Consider the following 18,593-nt stretch of genomic DNA (forward strand, 5'->3'; position numbering starts at 1 on the left):
TGCGGTCCATTTGATATATAGGTATTTTGTCACAAAAAGCGGATTGATAGCCGCTACCCTTCGATTCGATCGCTGAACCCGCGGATAGAGGTCAACAAGCCTTTGATTCGCCCTCCAAACCCGCGGATACAAGCTGCTCAGACTACGATTCCATTCCCTCCTGGACCCCGAAAAAAAAAAGACTGCCTCATCGGCAGCCTCAATACAAACTAACTTTCTTTTGTTTTCTCCAAAGCATCCACAATATGTTTTTCCAATCCCGGCGCCATTGTTTCGGCATAGAGGGTTGTGATGTGATGTTTGTCGCGGTATACCAATACGTTTCCAATTACCGGATAACAGGTCTCCTCATCGCAAAAATACTCAGACATATCGGCGAAGGTTACGTTATCAGGTACATTTTGGGCATTTTCCCAGGGTACGTTTTGAGATAGAGCGCCCTCTCTTGGCACTGAGCAGTCCTCAAGATTTTTTTCTTCCATACATAATGGCGGTTCTTCGGCCATCCTTGGATTGTCCCGCACAGCAAATACTTCCGCAACTCCTTCAAGCTCTTCCCATTTGCTGATATAGGCCTGAGGGATAAAGTCTTCACTGTTTACATTCGCGGTAGTGAAGACTAAATCCGGAGGATCTGCAAGCAATGGCTCCATTACTTTATAATTCCACTCCATGCATGCCTCGTCCAGCTGACCGTCAAAATCATCAGCTGAAAAGCGGCAGGCATCTTTGTTGTAGACATCAATTTTCAGGTTAAGCCTTTCAGACATTTCTTCCAGCGCCGGGAACCAGTGGCCGGAGTGGGATCCGCCTACAAGTGCAATCGTATAATCCGGATTCTCCGTCACTCCAAATGAACATGTTTTTACCTTGGAGGATTGTCCCGTGGAGAAACATTCTTTATTTTCATAAAATGTCGGCAAATGTTCCTTTGCCTGGAGAGCTGTAGGAATCGGCTCTTTGTCAGCAGTAGGCTGAATATTATCTGAAACAGCGCGCGCTCCCGGATAATCTTCTTCGATTAAATCATCGCTCATTACGGCTTGAGACTGATTCACATACATGCTCCAGGAAATACCTACAATGACGACAGGAAGCATTAAAGAAGCTAAAATACCGGTCAGTTTGACTTTTGATTGTTTAATATTTATTTTTCTAATTGGTGCTTCAAGCTTTTTAATTGATAGGACGGATAAAACAAAAGTAATTAATAGGATGGCAACTCCAGCCAGGTTCGATACGGTTTCCCGTTCAAAATAGGCATAATAGAATACCAGCAGCGGCCAGTGCCATAGATAAAATCCATAGGAGATGCTGCCAAAATATAAAAATGGTTTTGAACCCAGCAGTCTTCCAACACCAAAGCGGCTGCCATTTTCAGCTGAAATGATGACCAGCATAACGCCATACGTAGGAAGCAGGGCTGCATATCCCGGAAAAACACTGGAGACAGGCAGCAGGATGCCCGTAAAACAAATAATGGCGAGTCCCAGCCAGCCTATGGCCAGGCTGATCGGCTTTTTAAACTTCAGATATGGAATCAGAATAGCCAGCATCCCGCCTAAGCTGAATTCCCATGCTCGGGCAAACGTATCAAAATATGCCCATGGCTGGTTCGCAGCGGTTATGTATACTGAATAGAAAAGAGATGCAGAGAAAATGATGCTTAACACAAATAAAAGTGTTTTTCGCACAGGTGTTTTAAACACTTTCATTGCGAGAAAATAAACGCCGATAATAACGAGCGGCCAGGTTACATAAAATTGCCCTTGTATAGACAGCGCCCAAAAATGCTGAAAAGGGCTGGCTGCATTGTTTTGAGCCAGATAGTCAACTGCGTTGGTTGCCAGCTGCCAGTTCTGATAGTAGAAGGCTGAGGAAAAGATTTCAGGAATCGTTTGTACCCAGCGTGCCTGTGGCAGAATGAGAATTGAGACTACTGTAGTAAATAATAGTACAGTGAAGGCAATAGGAAATAGCCGCCTTCCAAGTCCCAATAAGTATTCAATAATATTAATCCGACCTTCTCTTACCATTCGTGATAATAAAGACGTTGTGATCAAGTATCCTGATACGATAAAAAATACATCCACACCGCCGGAAACAGACCCTAGCCAAATGTGATAAACTGCGACCAGCAACGCCGCAACAGCCCGCACCCCTTCCAATTCGGGGCGGAACTTTTTTTCCGGTGCTCTTAAATCAGCCAACGAATACAACTCCATTTCATTACTAGTAATTAATTAAACTATCAGGCTTCTTTAGCTGCACGCCTATTATGTTTTCCATGCTTATCTTGTCGTTTTTAAAGGATTTCACATTACCTGTGACAATACCCCATATATTCTACCATACCATGGGAATATTTACGGGGGGAACTCCCTTTTTTATTAATCATTGTTAAGTTTTTGTAAATACCAATCAATAAACGAACAAAAAAAGAGTTACACAGGGGGGCGTTCCTGTGTAACTCTTAAAATGTATTAAGCTTTATGTGTGAAAGTTAAGGCCGGACGTCACTTCTGCGACATAACCGGTGCGAACGACAAAGTCACCAAAGTGCTCTTTTTCATTTCGTTCTTTTGCATAGTGGGAAAAGATCGGCTTTAGTGTTTCCAGTATTTCTTCTTCTCCGATATTCTCTTTATACATTTTATTTAATCGGTCGCCTGCAAAGCCGGCCCCTAAATACATATTGTATTTGCCAGGCGCTTTGCCGATAAAGGCGATTTCCCCTAAAGCTGGACGTGAACAGCTGTTTGGACAGCCTGACATGCGAATGACAATTTCTTCATCGCGAAGTCCGTTTTCATCCAGTATATCCTCTATTTTTGATATCAATGATGGAAGATAGCGTTCCGCTTCAGCCATCGCCAATCCGCAAGTCGGAAGCGCCACACAGGCAATTGAATTTCTGCGTAGTGCAGAATTCTCTTTTCCGTCTGTCAGTCCATATTGCTGTACCAGCTCATCTATTTTTTTCTTATTTTTACGTGATACGTTGCTGATGATAAGGTTTTGGCTTGGCGTCAGACGGAAATCCCCAGTATGCACCTTGGCAATTTCACGAAGACCGGTCATTAACGGATATTCTTCTGTATCCTTCACCCGGCCATTTTCGATAAACAAGGTGAGGTGCCATTTTCCGTCATTTTCAAGCCATCCATAACGATCTCCATTGTGTTCAAAATGGAACGGACGGGCTTCTTCCAGATCCCAGCCCAATCGTTCATTTAATTCTTCCTTCAGCCAAGGCAGCCCATGTCTGTCAATTGTATATTTAAAACGGGCATTTTTTCTTTCAGAGCGATTGCCGAAATCACGTTGAATGGTGATTATTTTCTCAGCAACCTCTGACACTTTATCAACTGGACAGAAGCCAATGACGCGGGCGAGCTGAGGGTACGTGTCAGTGTCTCCATGCGTCATGCCCATGCCTCCACCTGCAGTGACATTAAATCCCTGAAGCTTGCCATCTTCGATAATGGCAATAAAGCCGAGATCCTGGGAGTAAATGTCTACATCATTAGATGGGGGAATGGCTACGCCAATTTTAAATTTACGCGGCAGGTATAACGGGCCGTACATCGGCTCTGACTCCACCTTGCTGCTTTCGAGCACTTTTTCCTCGTCAAGCCAGATCTCATGATATGCTCTTGTTTTTGGCAGAAGATGATCACTGATCTGTTTGGACACCTCATACACTTCAGCATGGATATCAGACTGATAAGGATTGGCGGTGCTCATTACGTTCCGGTTTACATCACCGCAGGCAGCGATCGTATCCATCAGCGCCTGATCCATTTCCTGAATGGTTTTTTTCATATTCCACTTTAAAATTCCATGGAGCTGAAACGTTTGGCGGGTCGTCAGTTTTAGTGTGCCATTGCCATAAGTGTTGGCAAGATTGTCCATCGTCAGCCACTGATCCGGCGTTGCAACCCCTCCGGCCAGGCGAACACGAATCATAAAGGCATAGACCGGCTCCAGCTTTTGCCGTTTTCGCTCATTACGAATATCCCGGTCATCCTGCATATAGCTGCCGTGGAATTTTAACAGCTTTCCATCATCGTCAGGAATGGATGCTGTAAGGCGCTCCTCAAAGCTTTCTACAAGCGTTCCCCGCAGAAAATTGCTCCGGTCCTTAATATGTTCCATTTCACTTGGCGGTCCAGCTTGCTGATTTACTCCTTTAGTTGTCATGTATGGATCCCCTTCCTCTTATAACGGTTATGCCGATTGATTAATATACATCACGCAGGTAGCGCTTCTCGCTGCGCAGATTTGCAAGGTAAGCTTCTGCTTCTTCAAGGGTATGATTACCCTCTGATTGAATAATGGAAAGAATTGCTGCATGAACATCTTTCGCCATGTATTTTTCGTCCCCGCACACATAAACAGATGCGCCAGCTTCAAGCCATTTATAAAATTCCTTACTCTTTTCTAGAATGCGGTGCTGAACATATACTTTTTCTGCGGTATCACGGGAAAATGCCACATCCATTTTCGTCAGGATGCCTTCTTTCAGCCATCTCTGCCATTCAGTCTGGTAAAGGAAATCAGTCACAAAATGCTGCTCGCCAAAGAACAGCCAAGCGTTTCCTTCCGCACCGGTTTCCTCTCTTTCCTCCATGAAAGAACGGTATGGTGCTACGCCTGTTCCCGCTCCAATCATAATAATTGGCGTATCCGGATTCTCCGGCAATCTGAAGTTTTGATTGCTTTGAATAAAGACCGGCAATGTACTGCCAGGCTCAGCTCGTTCCGCACATTGTACAGAGCAGACACCTGTTCGATTGCGGCCGTTTGAATCGTATCTCAGAGCTCCAACTGTCAAATGGACCTCATCCGGATTGGCTTCAATGCTGCTTGCAATGGAGTAGAGACGTGCCGGTATTTTGCGAAGAACTGTAATAAACTCAGAAGCAGATACTTTCAGCGGTCCGTAATCTTCTATTAAATCAATTAAGTCCCGGCCGTAAAGATAGGTTTGCAGCTCCTCCTTATTTTCCGGTTCAAGAAGCCTTGTCAGCTCTTCATGCGGTGAGATCTTCGCTATTTTTTCAATTAATGGTTTTGACAGGCTTGTAATTTCAAAAGTTGAGATCAGCGCATCGCGCAGGGAGCCAATCTCGCCTTCTTTGCCGATGGCCACTGATTCATCCGGATTCCAGCCGGCTGCCTGAATCAGCTGTTCCACCAGCGCAGGATCATTTTGAGGCAGAATTCCCATGCTGTCACCTGGTTTATATGTTAAATTAGAGCCTTCTAAATCCAGTTCAAGATGACGGGTTTCTTTGTTTGAGCCCCGTCCATTCAAGTTTATATTTTCAATTATCTCTGCATGGAAGGGATTTGACCGCGAGTAGACCGGCTTTTCAGCTGCATCTGCTTGTGCTGTCTGATTGTCTGAGCTGCCTGAATCAGTCGTGCCTTTCGATGCATTTAACTCATCAAGAACACCCTTAAACCAATCATCTGCCGGCTCTTCAAAATCCAGGTCACAATCTGCGCGTGGGTAGATTCTTTCTCCGCCGAGCTCTTCCAGGCGCTGATCAAAGTCCTTTCCTGTTTGGCAGAAGAATTCATATGAGCTGTCCCCTAAAGCCAGTACTGAAAATCTCAGGCCATCAAGCTTTGGCGCCCTTTTGCTATGCAAAAACTCATAAAGCTCAATCGCGTTATCAGGCGGATCACCATCGCCGTGCGTACTTGTTATGACCAGTACATCCTCCAGTTTAGTTAACGACTTCGGTTTAAAGTCATCCATTGAGTACCTGGATACCTTATACTCTTGTTTTTTCAGCTTTTGTTCCACATCGTCGGCTACGGACTGGCCGTTTCCTGTGTGCGAGCCTACCAAAATGGTGACCTCACGCGTGACAGCCTTGTCTGCCTGTGGAGCAGGCGCAGCAGCACCTGAATTTCCAGGGGATACATCTGTCACAGTGGCCGAAGCCTCCGGTGACTGAATCTGAACGCCGGCAAGATAGCCGGTTAACCATACCTTTTGGCTATCTGTCAGTGTCACGAATAAACGATTAAGCAGTTCTACCTGTTCTTCATCAAAAGGACTATTCTTTACCTGCAGCACATTAAACACCTCATAAAAAATATTTTAACTTTCCTACTTCAATTGGTATCCATAAGAAAGAATTTGCGGATTTTCCTGTCTCCTTACTTTAGGCTATTAAACTAAATAAACCAATACATTTACTCGGAAATTAAGCGAACGAGCTTCCTTTCTAAAGAATATGCCCCGCCCATGTTTTTTATTTTTTACTATTTACCTACTAAATTGTAAACCTCCTGCAGTTTCCAGTCTATCCGTTAAGGCAAAATAGTTCTATCTTTCCGATGATAATAAAAAGACCTTCTTCAATAAGAAGAAGGTCCCGGATTAGAAACATTCTTCTTATCTTCTAGGACAAGCCTATAGGAATTAGCACCGTGCCCTCCAGAGGCTGGTTGCTGAGACATCAAAGGGCCAATCCCTCCGTCTCTCTTGATAAGAACGCTATGATTTTGTAATTGTACGAAAATTTCAATTTCACCTAGTATATTTTATCGTGTATAAAATGTCAAACACTCAAATGTACTGTTTTTAATCAGCCAGCTTTTTGTTTATTGCCTGCTAAATTTGCTTTTACTTCCGATTTTTTTGTTTGTTCATAGAAATTGGTAAAGTAATCGTCTGTTTCTGCAACTACAACCTTCCAAAGCAAAAGAAGCGCAATTAAGTTTGGAATCATCATTAATGCATTGGCCATATCAGCAAATGCCCACACCGTAGCCAGGTTGGCAATCGTTCCAATACCGCAGGCAGCGATGTAAACAAGCCGGTAGCCTGCAATGCCTTTTGGTCCTGCTAAATACTCAAAGCATTTTTCCCCGTATACATACCAGCCCACAATGGTCGAGAAGCCAAAAAAGATAACAGAAAAGGACACAATGTATTCCCCAGCTGCCCCCAGCACGGAACCGAATGCTGCGCTGGTTAATGCGCCTCCTTCAAGTGAAGCGTCATGGGCAACCCCGGAGAGCGCTCCGCCTGATGGGTCCCAGAACCCTGTAATAAGAAGCGTTAAACCTGTTGCTGTGCAGACGATAATTGTAACAATAAATGTACCCGTCATTGCAACAAGCGCCTGTTTAACTGGGTGATCCGCACGGGCATTCCCTGCAATTAGAGCAGCGGTGCCAAGACCCGATTCATTAGAAAAGATTCCGCGGGCCACACCGTTTCGTATAGCCTCTGAAACAACCACACCAATAAAACCTCCAGCAGCTGCTACAGGATTAAAAGCATAATAAAAAATTAATTCAAAAGCCGGAAGAATCATATCATAATTGATGATTAAAATTAGCAATGCTCCGCCCATATAAAGAAAAGCCATAACAGGAACAAAAACGCTTGCTACGGTACTAATGCGCTGAATTCCTCCCAGGATAATCACACTGACAAGAATAACGAGAATTAAACCGGTTACCCAGTTGGGCATGCCAAAGCTGGTGCTTGTCACATCAGCAATGGTATTTGACTGCACACTATTGCCAATCCCCAGAGCGGCAAACGCCCCGAAAAAGGCGAAAGCTACCGCAAGAAATTTAAATTTACGCCCAAGCCCCCGCTCAATGTAATACATCGGACCGCTTGAATATTCACCGTTATTATTTTTCACGCGGTATTTCACTGCAAGCAGTGCTTCCGCATACTTTGTCGCCATGCCAAGCAGGCCGACAATCCACATCCAGAAGATCGCACCGGGACCGCCGAGTGTAATTGCAGTTGCCACCCCAGCAATATTCCCGTTTCCTATCGTTGCAGCGAGCGCTGTCATCAGGGCTTTAAAATGACTAACATCCCCTTCTGCACCTGCGTCCTTACTGTCTTCTTTGCCAAACCCAATTTTAAAAGCATAGAGTAAGCGCCGAAATTGTAATCCTTTTAGAATTACTGTTAAAAATAAGCCTGTTCCAAACAACAAAATTAAACTTGGTGCACCCCATAAAACATTGTTAATTTTACCTAACAGCTCCAACATATCCACAACATCCACCTCGAATAGATAACGCTTTCATATTTTCAACTTAGTTCCTATGCTATTCTAACATAACTATATGTCGTTGTGTATTGGACCTTATCTGAAGAACAAACGGCTACTAATTCCCTATTTATTGCTGGTTATCTAAGGTTGATTTTCTAATTAATAATCATTTTTAGAAGATATACCCTTCTATGTAAATACATTCGATAAAATATTCTGGGGGTATAATCGTAAAATAATAGAAAATACCCAATCGAATGTCGATATTCGCCCATTGATTAAAGAGGTTGCCCTACAAAAAAATGAGGACAATAAGCCTTATTGTAATGAAAATTCAATATGCTACTATTTTATTCATGTATAAAGTTCGCCGTCCTTCTTAATTAGAAGGGCGTTTTATTTTGCCTGCAAGAAACGCTTCTCCCCTTCAGATAAAATGATCGGGGACAGGCGTTGTTTTCCTTTTTATCGTTTAGTCTTTTCATTTTGTATTAAGGATGTGGAGAAAATGTTCAAAAAAATATCCGGTTTTATAATTCCGCTCATCTGCCTCCTGGTGGCAGGACAAGATGCAATGGCTGTTACCTATCAGGTACAGCCAAATGATACTCTTGCAAAAATTTCGGACAAGTATGGCGTGCCGGAGGATGATATTGCAAACCAGAATAAATTACTATCTACAATGCTTGCTGAAGGCCAGACATTAGAAATTCCCAGTCTGTACAAAATGAACAGAGACGATGTTAGAAACAGAATTGCGCTTAAACTCGGCATCCCATTAGCAGAAGTGGAAAAATCAAAACTAAAAACCATAAATGATTCTGCAAAAAACGGAATGATCTACATGGGAGATCCGAGTGAAAAAAGAATCGCCCTAACCTTTGATGACGGCCCGGAAGACACGTATACGCCAGAAATTCTGGATATATTAAAAGAAAAAGACGTTAAAGCCACTTTCTTTGTGACAGGCCAGCACGTCAAAGAATACCCTGAGCGATTAAAACAAATTCACGACGACGGCCATGTAATCGGCAACCATACCTGGGATCACCCGAGCCTGCCAGATCTTAGTGATAAGGAATTAAACAAAACCATCAAGACAACGACACAAGAGATTGAAAGCATCACAGGTACTAAACCTGATCTACTCAGACCGCCATTTGGAGAGATCGAGGATCGCCAGGCTAAGTTATTACATTCTCAAGGCTACCGGATGATTATGTGGACTGCCGACTCCAAGGACTGGATGGGAATTTCTGCTGAAGAAATTGTTTCAAGAGTGAAACAGGATGCAAGCCCGGGAGTGATCGCGCTGCAGCATAACTACCATGCTTCAGGAGACTTTGAAACTGTGAAGGCATTACCTGAAATTATTGATGAATTACGCGCTGATGGCTACGAGTTTGTGACTGTCCCAACACTCATAGATGAATAAATAGCAATCGATCTGGAAGATTGGAAGCCTGTTTTACCAAAGGAGTGTTTTGATGGAAATAATGATTACTGTCTTTTTCTTATTAAGTGTTACGTTTCCAGTACTGCATTTATATCATTGCCTGCCAATGTTCAGTGAATCGACCGAAGGGTCCAGGCGCAGCTCAAAACTGAAACAATGGATGATTGAAAATGGCCATGAAGATGAAAAAGGGATGAGTATTTTAGTCCCCTGCTACAATGAGCAGGTGATTATCGAAACGTCTATAGAGAGTATGAGACAGCTGGCTTACAAAAAATTCGAGGTCATTTATATTAACGATGGCTCAACAGATGGTACAATGCCCCATTTAAATAAGCTGCTGCAGCTGAAGCCTTCTTCCATGACACCAGAAGGTAAACTGTCTTTTGAAAAAATTAACGGCTTTTATCAATCAGAGCTCTACCCGAATATTTATGTAATTGATAAAGCAAATGGAGGAAAAGCCGATTCGCTCAATGCAGGCATTGAATATGCCAGCAACGAAGTGGTGATCACGTTGGATGCTGATACCATTTTGGTTCATAATGCCTTATCAGCAGTTAATGATACCTTTCAGGATGAGGATGTTGTGGCAGCTGGCGGGATGGTTCATGTTCTGCAGACGAAAACAGACAAACCCCTTAACCGCCTGTCATTGCTTTATGCAAATATGCTGATCCGTATTCAGGTACTTGATTTTATGAAAGCATTTTATATTTCCAAGCGGTCTCTCGTCCGTTTTAAAGCATTGGCTGTAATCTCAGGTGCTTTTGGCATATTCAGAAAACAGGTTCTTCTGGACGTAGGCGGCTACCGCAATACAATTGGCGAAGACATTGATATTACCCTGCGGGTGCAGAAATTCATATCAAAGTATAAACATTTACGAATCAGCTTTATTTCAGAAGCGGTCGGATACACCGAACTGCCTGAAAAATGGAAAGATCTAACAAAACAGCGTGTAAGGTGGCAAAAAGCATACATCGACTGTGTCATTCATTTCTGGGCTTTCTTTGTAAAAACCTTATTTACAAAGCCAGTATCATTCTTTTATATCTTTGAGTCATTTCTTATCGGAACCCTGGCCTCTTATATGATGACCGTAATTGTTATTACAAATATGATTACCGATCCTCAAAACTCCTATTTGAATTACGTGTTTTTCTATATGTTTTGGATCTTATTATTCGGCTTGGTATACGATCTGGTAGCCCTTTGGCTTGGAAGATATTACGGATTTAAATTTGATTTAAAAGACGGCTTGCGCCTGATTACTGCCATTCTTTTTGATATATTCATTTACAGATTTGTCACGATGTACTTTGTCATGTATGGCAGTATTTCATATTTCTTCAACAAAAAATGGAACAAGGTCGACCGTACCGGACGCAGCTATCATAAGGAAGAGTCTGAATCGGCCGCCTAAGGAATCACAGAGCTGCAAGTGTTCAGCATGGAGGTTTTAATATGAGGAAGAAAATGCTGCTTTTTAGTTTAACCTCTTTTACGGTATTACTATTAGGCACAGTCAGTTATGCATTTCAGTTTTTTACTTCGACCTCTCTCAGTATTCATCAGGATATCGAACGAAACGAAAAGTTCGAAGGCCGGCTGGATCAAATTAATTTTGAAGACGGCGATCCGATATCCATTTTAGTCATTGGATTGGATACCCGTAAAGGTGAGACAGGCGGACGAGCCGATTCCATGGTGCTATTAACGATTAATCCGAAGACCAAATCAATGCATATGGTCAGCATCCCCCGTGATACTTATACCAAAATTAAGGGGGCTGAGGATAAGATCAACAGCGCTTATCAAGTCGGCGGGACAAAAATGACCCTTAATTCTGTTGAGAACCTCCTTGATGTACCGGTTGATTATTAAGGTAAATATGAAGAGTTTCACTGATATTGTAGATGCAGTGGGCGGTGTGGAAGTGAACAATGACTTAGATTTCACTTATAAAGGAGTCCACTTTGAAGAAGGAAAGATTAATTTATCCGGAAAAGAAGCTTTACTTTATACGCGAATGAGAAAATTGGATCCTGAAGGTGACTTTGGCCGTCAAAAACGCCAGCGTCAGGTGATTGAGGCTGTGGTAAATAAAGGTGCCCATATCTCCTCTGTGACAAAATTTGGTGAAATCGTTAAAGTTGTTGAACATAATGTGAAGACAAACTTAAATATGAAAGATATGTGGGAGGTCCAATCCAATTACAGGGGCGCACAGGAAAACCTGACTAATCACAAAATTGATGGTACAGGCAAAGAAGTAAATGGCACTTACTATTACTTCCCTGACGAAAAGGAACTTCAAAAGATTTCGGATCAAATGAAAGAACATCTGGAATTAAATTCTGATCAGTAGGACAAGGAGGATGGCTGTATGGAATCGGTTGCCAGTTTTTTTATGAATTATACCATTTTGCTATCTGTCATAATCCTCTTACTTTGCGTAATCCTAAGCTTGCTTTTTTCTACAAAAAGAAAATTCAAAAGCTATGACGAATGGGTGAAGGATTTGGAAGCGGAAGCGGTGGAAGGTCTTTCAAAAGTAGAAAAGAATCATCAAAATGAAAAAGAAAAGCTCGTAAAAAAAATGCAAAGCGAGTATGAAATGAAGATTAATGATTTTAAAGAATACGTAGATAGTGCAGAGATTATTTCTAAACATGCGAGTGAAGTAAACAGGCAAAAGCTTCTATATGAAGTAAAGAAAAGATGCGATAAAACTTTTGCAAATAATAGTTAAGTGAATGGGTGTTAAGTTTTCGCTTTCCTATAGGCGTGCAATGAGCCAGGCTGTTCAAATTAAGAAATATTACACGAAAAATACCTTCACGGACATGGAACTAGTTCGTGAAGGTATCTTTTTTCAGTTTTGACTAAGTATCTTCCATCTCTATGAGCTTCGCTATTCAAACATAGACAGATCGACAGCTTCAGCCATTTTTTTATACCCGGCATCATTGGGATGCAGATGATCTCCGGCGTCATATTCGGGAAGGTAGCGTTTCGGATCGTCCGGATCTCTCAGCGCTTTATCAAAATCAATCACCCCATCAAACTCTCCGCTTGTTCTGATCCAGTCATTCACCTTTTGCCTGGTTTCTTCCCCCTTTTCAGTGTATTTCCCAGAACCCCTAAAAGGAGTTAGGGTGCTGCCATAAATTTTTAGCCCCTCATCATGAGTAGAGTCGATCACTTCTTTTAAGGCAGCAATAATTTTGTCTGCATCGTATTCAGGATAATGCCTTATATCATTTAATCCCTGATGCAGGATAACAGCTTTGACACCGGACTGGCTAAAAACATCCCGTTCAAGCCTTGCCAGCGTATTCTCTCCTTTATCCATTGAGCTGTTAATTAATTGATTGGCGGAGATGCCTGCGTTCAAGACAGAAATATGATTAACTGAAGCTTTCTGATTCAACCTTTTCGCCAAAAAGTCAGACCACCGATGATTGGCATCAACCGTGGAATAATTTCCGTTTTCAATGGAGCTCCCTACTATCACAAGAGCTTCATCTTCAGTAGAAGCTGCTGTTACATCCACACCGTCCAGCCAAAACCATGCCTCTTCCTTTGTGCTAAACGCCGATTCATCTGCATCTAAAACATGATTCCCGCTTGTAATATAAGTTGTCTGCATTGATTTCGGATGCCAGGTTGCAGGTCCTGTTTTATCCTGGACATACAGACTGACGACAAGATCCTTCCCGTGTGTTAAATCTGCCGGGATGGAATCACTAAACTCTCTCTCTCCTGCAGGGATCGTCACTTGTTTGTCACCTCCGAAGGTAACCTGCTGGTCAGTACCAGAAATAATGTCAGGTCCTTTCGTTGATACGGCTACACGTACTTCTTCAATTTTTAAGGGTTCTTCACCAAATGCATTGGATAAACGCAGACGAATGTTGTCGCCTTCCGCACTGGGATGCACAACGAATCTAAGAGTCTGATCCTCAAACCCTTCATGGGAAATGCCATCTTTAAAAGGAGCCTGCATGCTGGCAGTCCAGGCGCCAACCCATTTTTCTTTTTCCGATGACAGATTGCTGGATGACCCCTTCTCTCCATTTTCATACACTGCTAAAAAAATAAAAGAGATCACCAGGATCGGTAAAAAAACAGTAAGTAATTGCTTCATAAAATCCTTGCCTTTCGTGTTAAAATCATTAATTGCTTATTATAAGGGATTTTTCGAATTATATACATTGATATCCTGGAGAGGTTTTTGTGAAGGGGTTAAATTGATAAGTAAAGTTTAAAATTAAAGGGTTGTGGCCGGTTCCCTCGTTTTCCGCACAAAAAAACAACCTCTGTCATAGAGCTTGTTTACTGGGATTGATTCTTATTATCATTATGGAGGAAAAAGCTGACAACCCTGAATGGAGGGTTGCCGGAGCACCGATTACAATGGCGTAAATGTTTTGCAGTCTGTTTCCTCACTTTTTTCTGCTTTAGATCCTTTATGCGGTCCCACATAAATTTCTGTTGCACCACACTTACGGCCCTCCCGATTGAACCTGCAGCTCGACACTTCACAAATGACATCCTGCGCCATTCCTATCCCTCCCCTCATTCAAAATCGTTCATTCGACAAAATTCATTTCTTTTTTCAACTATACCAAAAACACAATTAAAAAGAAAGAATATTCTGTTATTTAATAAATACCCAATTATTTATTGGATAAACAATTGTTTTCGGTAAAGTCTTTTTTATGAGAACCACTAGCAATCTAGAAAACGTTTGACATATTCAGAATAGTTCTATAAATTAGTACGTGACTTGAACATATTTAAATTATTCCTTATTAAGAGACGGGGGAAGAAACTGGTCTTATGATCCCGCAGCAACCACATCGTGTATGAAGGTGCTACTTCCAGCAGACCTGGCGTCTGAAAAATGAGGAGGGAAAAGCGCAAAGCTCACCTCTTCTTTTTGTAGAAGAGGTTTTTTCATGAGCTATTCTACTTACATATATGCTTGGAATAAGAATAGGGTGTAATAGAAAATAGATATATTTCCATTCCTATAACCAACTAAAAAGATAAGATTAATATTATTTCTAGGAGGATTCATATGAATATTTTTTGGTTTTTACCGACAGCCGGTGACAGTAAATACTTGGGGACAACAAAAGGCAACAGAACCGTTACAATTGATTATCTGCAACAGGTGGCACAGGCTGTCGACCAATTAGGGTTTGAAGGTGCACTTCTTCCTACCGGCAGAGCATGCGAGGATTCGTGGGTGACCGCTTCAAGCCTGATCCCGCTTACTAAAAGAATGAAATTTTTAATCGCATTGCGGCCGGGGATGATGTCTCCAGCGGTTGCGGCCAGAATGGCATCTACTTTTGACCGTTTTTCCAACGGCAGGCTCCTTTTGAATATCGTACAGGGCGGAAATCCTGTAGAGCTTGCGGGAGATGGGCTGCATTTATCACACAGCCAGCGTTATGAACTCACAAATGAATTCTTAACGGTCTGGAGATCGTTGTTTGAGCAAGAAGTGGTGAATTACAATGGTGACTATATAAACATTAAAGAAGGTAAACTCGACTATCTTTCCACGCAAAAGCCCTATCCTCCTCTTTATTTAGGCGGCAGTTCGGATGCGGGACTTCAAGTGGCGGCTGATCATGTGGATTACTATCTGACCTGGGGAGAACCTGTTGAAAAAGTAGAGCAGCGAATCAACAAGGTAAAAGCGCTGGCTGAGGAAAAAGGCAGAACCCTTAAATTTGGCATTCGGATGCACATTATCGTCAGAGAAACAGAAGAAGAGGCGTGGCAGGCGGCTGATGAATTGATTAAGTATGTAGATGATGATGTGATAGCGAAAACAAAAGAAAAGTTTAAATCCTTCGATTCGCATGCCCAGCAATCGATGACCAGCCAGTCTGTAACAAATAGGGAGTCGCTTGAGATCAGCCCCGGTATATGGGCAGGTGTCGGATTAGCCAGAGAGGGTGCCGGAACGGCTCTTGTCGGTACGCCTGAGCAGGTGAAAGAAAATATGGAGAAATACGAAAAAGCAGGAATCGATACGTTCATCTTGTCAGGCTATCCACATTTAGAAGAAGCCTACCGGGTGGCCGAGCTATTATTTCCTATTTTGGATACGAAGGCATAAATAACACATGCTTAGTTGAAATTACAGAAGGTTTGGGGGTTAATGGAGACACCGACTATTTCTCTAAAAAAAGACCGGTTCATTTCCGCTGCAGACGGACGCTTTCCGCGTGGCGGGAGGTGAGCCTCCCCGATGCAGCCGCATCATTGAGTCTCACCCTTCCCGCTTTATCACGCTGGAGTCGCCGCCTTCCGCTCCAATGAACCTAAGTGTTTAAATATTTACAGTGAATTAAAATGATACTTCACAAATTAAAGAATGCTTTTCATGATTGATCATGAAAAGCATTCTTTATGTCATTTTATTGGCTAATAAACATTTGTGTCCAATAGTGACCGTACGATCCTCCTTTTGCGTAGCCAACACCCATATGTGTGTAGCTTGATGACAGGATATTTTGACGGTGTCCTGTACTGTTCATCCAGGCATCAACGACCGCTTGAGCGGATGTTTGCCCGGCTGCAATATTTTCACCCGATGAATTGTATGTAACACCAAAATCGCGGATCATTTGATGCGGACTGCCATATGTAGGTGAAGTATGACTGAAAAAGTTTGCATCACGCATATCTTCTGATTTAAACCTTGCGACACGCGACAGCTCCCAATTGCTTTTCAGCGGCTGCAAGCCATTCTCGGCACGTTCCTGATTGACAAGACGAACCACTTCTTCCTCTATCGAAATAAAGCTTCCTGCACTTGGAATAACCAGACGCTGACCTGGATACAGCAGATTCGGATTCGATATTTGCGGATTCGCCTGAATAATCTCAGGGACTCCAACCTGGTATTGAACAGCGACCTTCCACATCGTATCTCCCGGGGAAACCGTATGAGCAGTGGAAGCTTCTGCATTACTTTGACCTAATCCATAAACTAGAGCAACAGACAACAATAATATTGAGGTAAATCTTCTAAAATATTTCATACATATTATAATATTTAATTTTTTTAAGTAAGTATAGCGGTAATTGATGGTTTAGAAGGTTATTAAATGTATAGTTTATAAAAGTCCTTACTTTTACCTCCTGCTGACAGGTAACCCACCCCCATGCACTTACTCACCTAAACATAATCACAGCAATTAGTAATCATTTGCAGCTGTTCTTGCATCCTCTGTCATCAAACTGACTAAGATAAATGCAACGAACGACAGGATGATTGGCAATACCACAGTATGCATGCCAAATGCTGAAGGGTAAAAATTATGTAACAGAGTATAAGATATAATACCTGTCAGCATTGAGGCAAGCGCGCCATGCTTGTTTCCCCTGCTCCAATAAAGTCCCAATACTACCGGCCAGATAAAAGCAGCCTCCAGCCCGCCAAATGCAAATAAATTCAGCCAGATTAATAGATTGGGAGGGTCAAGCGCTAATAAAAAGACTAATATTCCAAGAATTGCTGTCACACCGAAACTCATCTTTTTCACTTTCGTATAAGAAGCATTTGGTTCAATATAATTTAAATAAACATCCTTCACGACAGAAGAGCTGACTAATAGCAGCAAGGAATCCACCGTTGACATGATGGCAGCCATAGGAGCGGCCAGCACGATCCCCGCAAGCCAGGCGGGCAGAACCTCCAATGCGATCAGCGGCATTACTTTGTCCCCAACCTCAATACCCGGAAGAATGGGACGGGCAAAAACACCGATCAAATGCATATTCAGCATAATGAAGCCAACAAAAATGGTTCCAACAACCAAAGCACGGTGCATCGCTTTAGAGTTTTTGTAAGACATGGCACGGACTGTTACCTGAGGCAGGCCAACAACCCCGACGCCGACAAGAATCCAAAATGACGATACATATGTAGCAGTAAGATTTCCATCAAATCCATATGGGGTAATTAAGTTAGGATTTTCCGTTTGAAGACCATCTACAATATTAGATACTCCTCCCCCTGCAATGATGACAGCAATCAATAAAATCAATGTACCGGCAAACATCACAACACCCTGGACGGCATCAGTCAGCGCCACAGCACGAAACCCTCCGATAACGACATAAATAAGAACCGAAACCGCGAAGATAAATAATGCTCCTAAATAAGAGATGCCAGTTAGCGATTCAATTAATCTGGCGCCGCCAATCCATTGCGCCGCCATAGCGGAAAACAAAAAGATAATAATACTGAAAGCAGAGAATAACACGACCCACTTGCTTTTATACCGCTCCTTAAGAAAATCGATTAAGGTAATGGCATTGTATCTGCGGGACATAATCGCAAATTTTTTCCCCAAAATCATTAAGACAAAATATCCGGTCGCCACCTGGGACATGGAAAGAAGCACCCATCCAAACCCCTGAGTATAGGCAATACCCGGACCGCCAATAAAACTGCTGGCACTGCCATACGTTGCGATCATCGTCATCGCAAGAATAAATCCGCCTAATTCCCTGCCGCCAAGAAAATATTCAGAAAGAAAAGAGTCCGATGATGAACGGATAAACTTGCTGGACCAGAATCCTATGAAAAAAATAATTATTAAAAACACGACCAGCGGAATGATTACTGCCCAGTTCAAGAGCTTTCCTCTCCTTCCTCCTCAAAAGAAACATCCACAAAAAAGAACTTAACGATGATAAAAACAAGCACAGACATCACGATCAATCCAAGCACACAGCTATAAAAAAACCATGCTGGCAGTCCCAAAACGTAGGTATACTCTTCGGGTGATTTTGAACCCATGCCATAGGCAAAGCCAAACCACCAAATAAAATTGAAAAGTACCAGTCCAACCCCAATTAATGCTTCCCGATTGGCGATTTTAAATCTGGGATCTTCTTTTTCCTGTCTCAACTTCAATCCACTCCTTTACTAGCGTTGTAGTAAACGCTTTTTCAAATGAAATTCCAACTATACTCCATTCTACACCTCAAACCGAACCTTCTGCATCTTCTCCTTTTCCTAACCATATTACACCAATCTGACATCTAAA

Annotated in this window: 13 protein-coding genes, 1 pseudogene and 2 riboswitches; of the genes and pseudogenes, 5 read left to right on the forward strand and 9 right to left on the reverse strand. The window is 42.4% G+C overall.

What is annotated here, in order from left to right; all coding sequences use genetic code 11:
* Window positions 1-209: 209 nt before the first annotated feature.
* The 4 genes from E2R51_RS14590 to E2R51_RS14605 form a co-directional block, all read right to left on the reverse strand.
* Complete coding sequence (locus E2R51_RS14590; RefSeq protein WP_133377831.1) at window positions 210-2,210, reverse strand: acyltransferase family protein; 2,001 nt, start codon at window positions 2,208-2,210, stop codon at window positions 210-212.
* Window positions 2,211-2,490: 280 nt separating this feature from the next.
* Entirely contained in the window at window positions 2,491-4,203 is a 1,713-nt protein-coding gene (cysI, locus tag E2R51_RS14595; RefSeq protein ID WP_133377832.1) for an assimilatory sulfite reductase (NADPH) hemoprotein subunit, read from the reverse strand.
* Between the two features lie 40 nt (window positions 4,204-4,243).
* Window positions 4,244-6,094: an assimilatory sulfite reductase (NADPH) flavoprotein subunit gene (locus E2R51_RS14600; RefSeq protein ID WP_133377833.1), complete on the reverse strand. Its 1,851-nt coding sequence runs from the start codon at window positions 6,092-6,094 to the stop codon at window positions 4,244-4,246.
* A 318-nt stretch (window positions 6,095-6,412) separates the two neighbouring features.
* A riboswitch (SAM riboswitch) is annotated at window positions 6,413-6,515 on the reverse strand.
* A 93-nt stretch (window positions 6,516-6,608) separates the two neighbouring features.
* Complete coding sequence (locus E2R51_RS14605; protein WP_133377834.1) at window positions 6,609-8,045, reverse strand: alanine/glycine:cation symporter family protein; 1,437 nt, start codon at window positions 8,043-8,045, stop codon at window positions 6,609-6,611.
* Between the two features lie 511 nt (window positions 8,046-8,556).
* On the opposite strand from E2R51_RS14605, the gene E2R51_RS14610 reads away from it, so the two are divergent.
* From E2R51_RS14610 to E2R51_RS14625, 4 genes and pseudogenes are all read left to right on the forward strand, one after another.
* Entirely contained in the window at window positions 8,557-9,483 is a 927-nt protein-coding gene (locus E2R51_RS14610; RefSeq protein WP_165967236.1) for a polysaccharide deacetylase family protein, read from the forward strand.
* Between the two features lie 52 nt (window positions 9,484-9,535).
* Window positions 9,536-10,930 carry a glycosyltransferase family 2 protein gene (locus E2R51_RS14615; protein WP_133377836.1) on the forward strand — a complete coding sequence of 465 codons (1,395 nt, stop codon included), beginning with the start codon at window positions 9,536-9,538 and terminating at the stop codon, window positions 10,928-10,930.
* A gap of 41 nt (window positions 10,931-10,971) precedes the next feature.
* Window positions 10,972-11,875: pseudogene (locus tag E2R51_RS14620) on the forward strand (LCP family glycopolymer transferase).
* A gap of 18 nt (window positions 11,876-11,893) precedes the next feature.
* Window positions 11,894-12,259, forward strand: a complete 366-nt coding sequence (locus tag E2R51_RS14625; RefSeq protein ID WP_133377837.1) for a hypothetical protein — start codon at window positions 11,894-11,896, stop codon at window positions 12,257-12,259.
* Window positions 12,260-12,421: 162 nt separating this feature from the next.
* Here E2R51_RS14625 and E2R51_RS14630 read toward each other — a convergent pair whose 3' ends face one another.
* Together E2R51_RS14630 and E2R51_RS14635 are read right to left on the reverse strand one after the other, a co-directional pair.
* Complete coding sequence (locus tag E2R51_RS14630; protein ID WP_133377838.1) at window positions 12,422-13,657, reverse strand: SGNH/GDSL hydrolase family protein; 1,236 nt, start codon at window positions 13,655-13,657, stop codon at window positions 12,422-12,424.
* A gap of 264 nt (window positions 13,658-13,921) precedes the next feature.
* A complete protein-coding gene (locus E2R51_RS14635; protein WP_133377839.1) occupies window positions 13,922-14,074 on the reverse strand; it encodes a DUF1540 domain-containing protein in 153 nt (50 codons plus the stop codon).
* Between the two features lie 244 nt (window positions 14,075-14,318).
* Window positions 14,319-14,423, forward strand: a riboswitch (SAM riboswitch).
* Window positions 14,424-14,593: 170 nt separating this feature from the next.
* On the opposite strand from E2R51_RS14635, the gene ssuD reads away from it, so the two are divergent.
* A complete protein-coding gene (ssuD, locus tag E2R51_RS14640) occupies window positions 14,594-15,649 on the forward strand; it encodes an FMNH2-dependent alkanesulfonate monooxygenase (protein WP_133377840.1) in 1,056 nt (351 codons plus the stop codon).
* A gap of 301 nt (window positions 15,650-15,950) precedes the next feature.
* Here the strand turns inward: ssuD and safA are convergent, their stop codons facing one another.
* The 3 genes from safA to E2R51_RS14655 all read right to left on the reverse strand — a co-directional run bounded on the left by safA (window position 15,951) and on the right by E2R51_RS14655 (window position 18,460).
* The gene (gene safA, locus E2R51_RS14645; RefSeq protein ID WP_133377841.1) at window positions 15,951-16,577 is read right to left on the reverse strand and encodes a SafA/ExsA family spore coat assembly protein; all 627 of its coding nucleotides are present in this window, start codon (window positions 16,575-16,577) and stop codon (window positions 15,951-15,953) included.
* Between the two features lie 156 nt (window positions 16,578-16,733).
* Window positions 16,734-18,179, reverse strand: a complete 1,446-nt coding sequence (gene panF / locus E2R51_RS14650; protein ID WP_133377842.1) for a sodium/pantothenate symporter — start codon at window positions 18,177-18,179, stop codon at window positions 16,734-16,736.
* Complete coding sequence (locus E2R51_RS14655; RefSeq protein ID WP_133377843.1) at window positions 18,176-18,460, reverse strand: YhdT family protein; 285 nt, start codon at window positions 18,458-18,460, stop codon at window positions 18,176-18,178. Before E2R51_RS14655 ends, panF begins: the two co-directional genes overlap by 4 nt.
* Window positions 18,461-18,593: the final 133 nt, after the last annotated feature.

This window comes from Jeotgalibacillus sp. S-D1 (assembly GCF_004358665.1).
Classification (GTDB): Bacteria; Bacillota; Bacilli; order Bacillales; family Jeotgalibacillaceae; genus Jeotgalibacillus.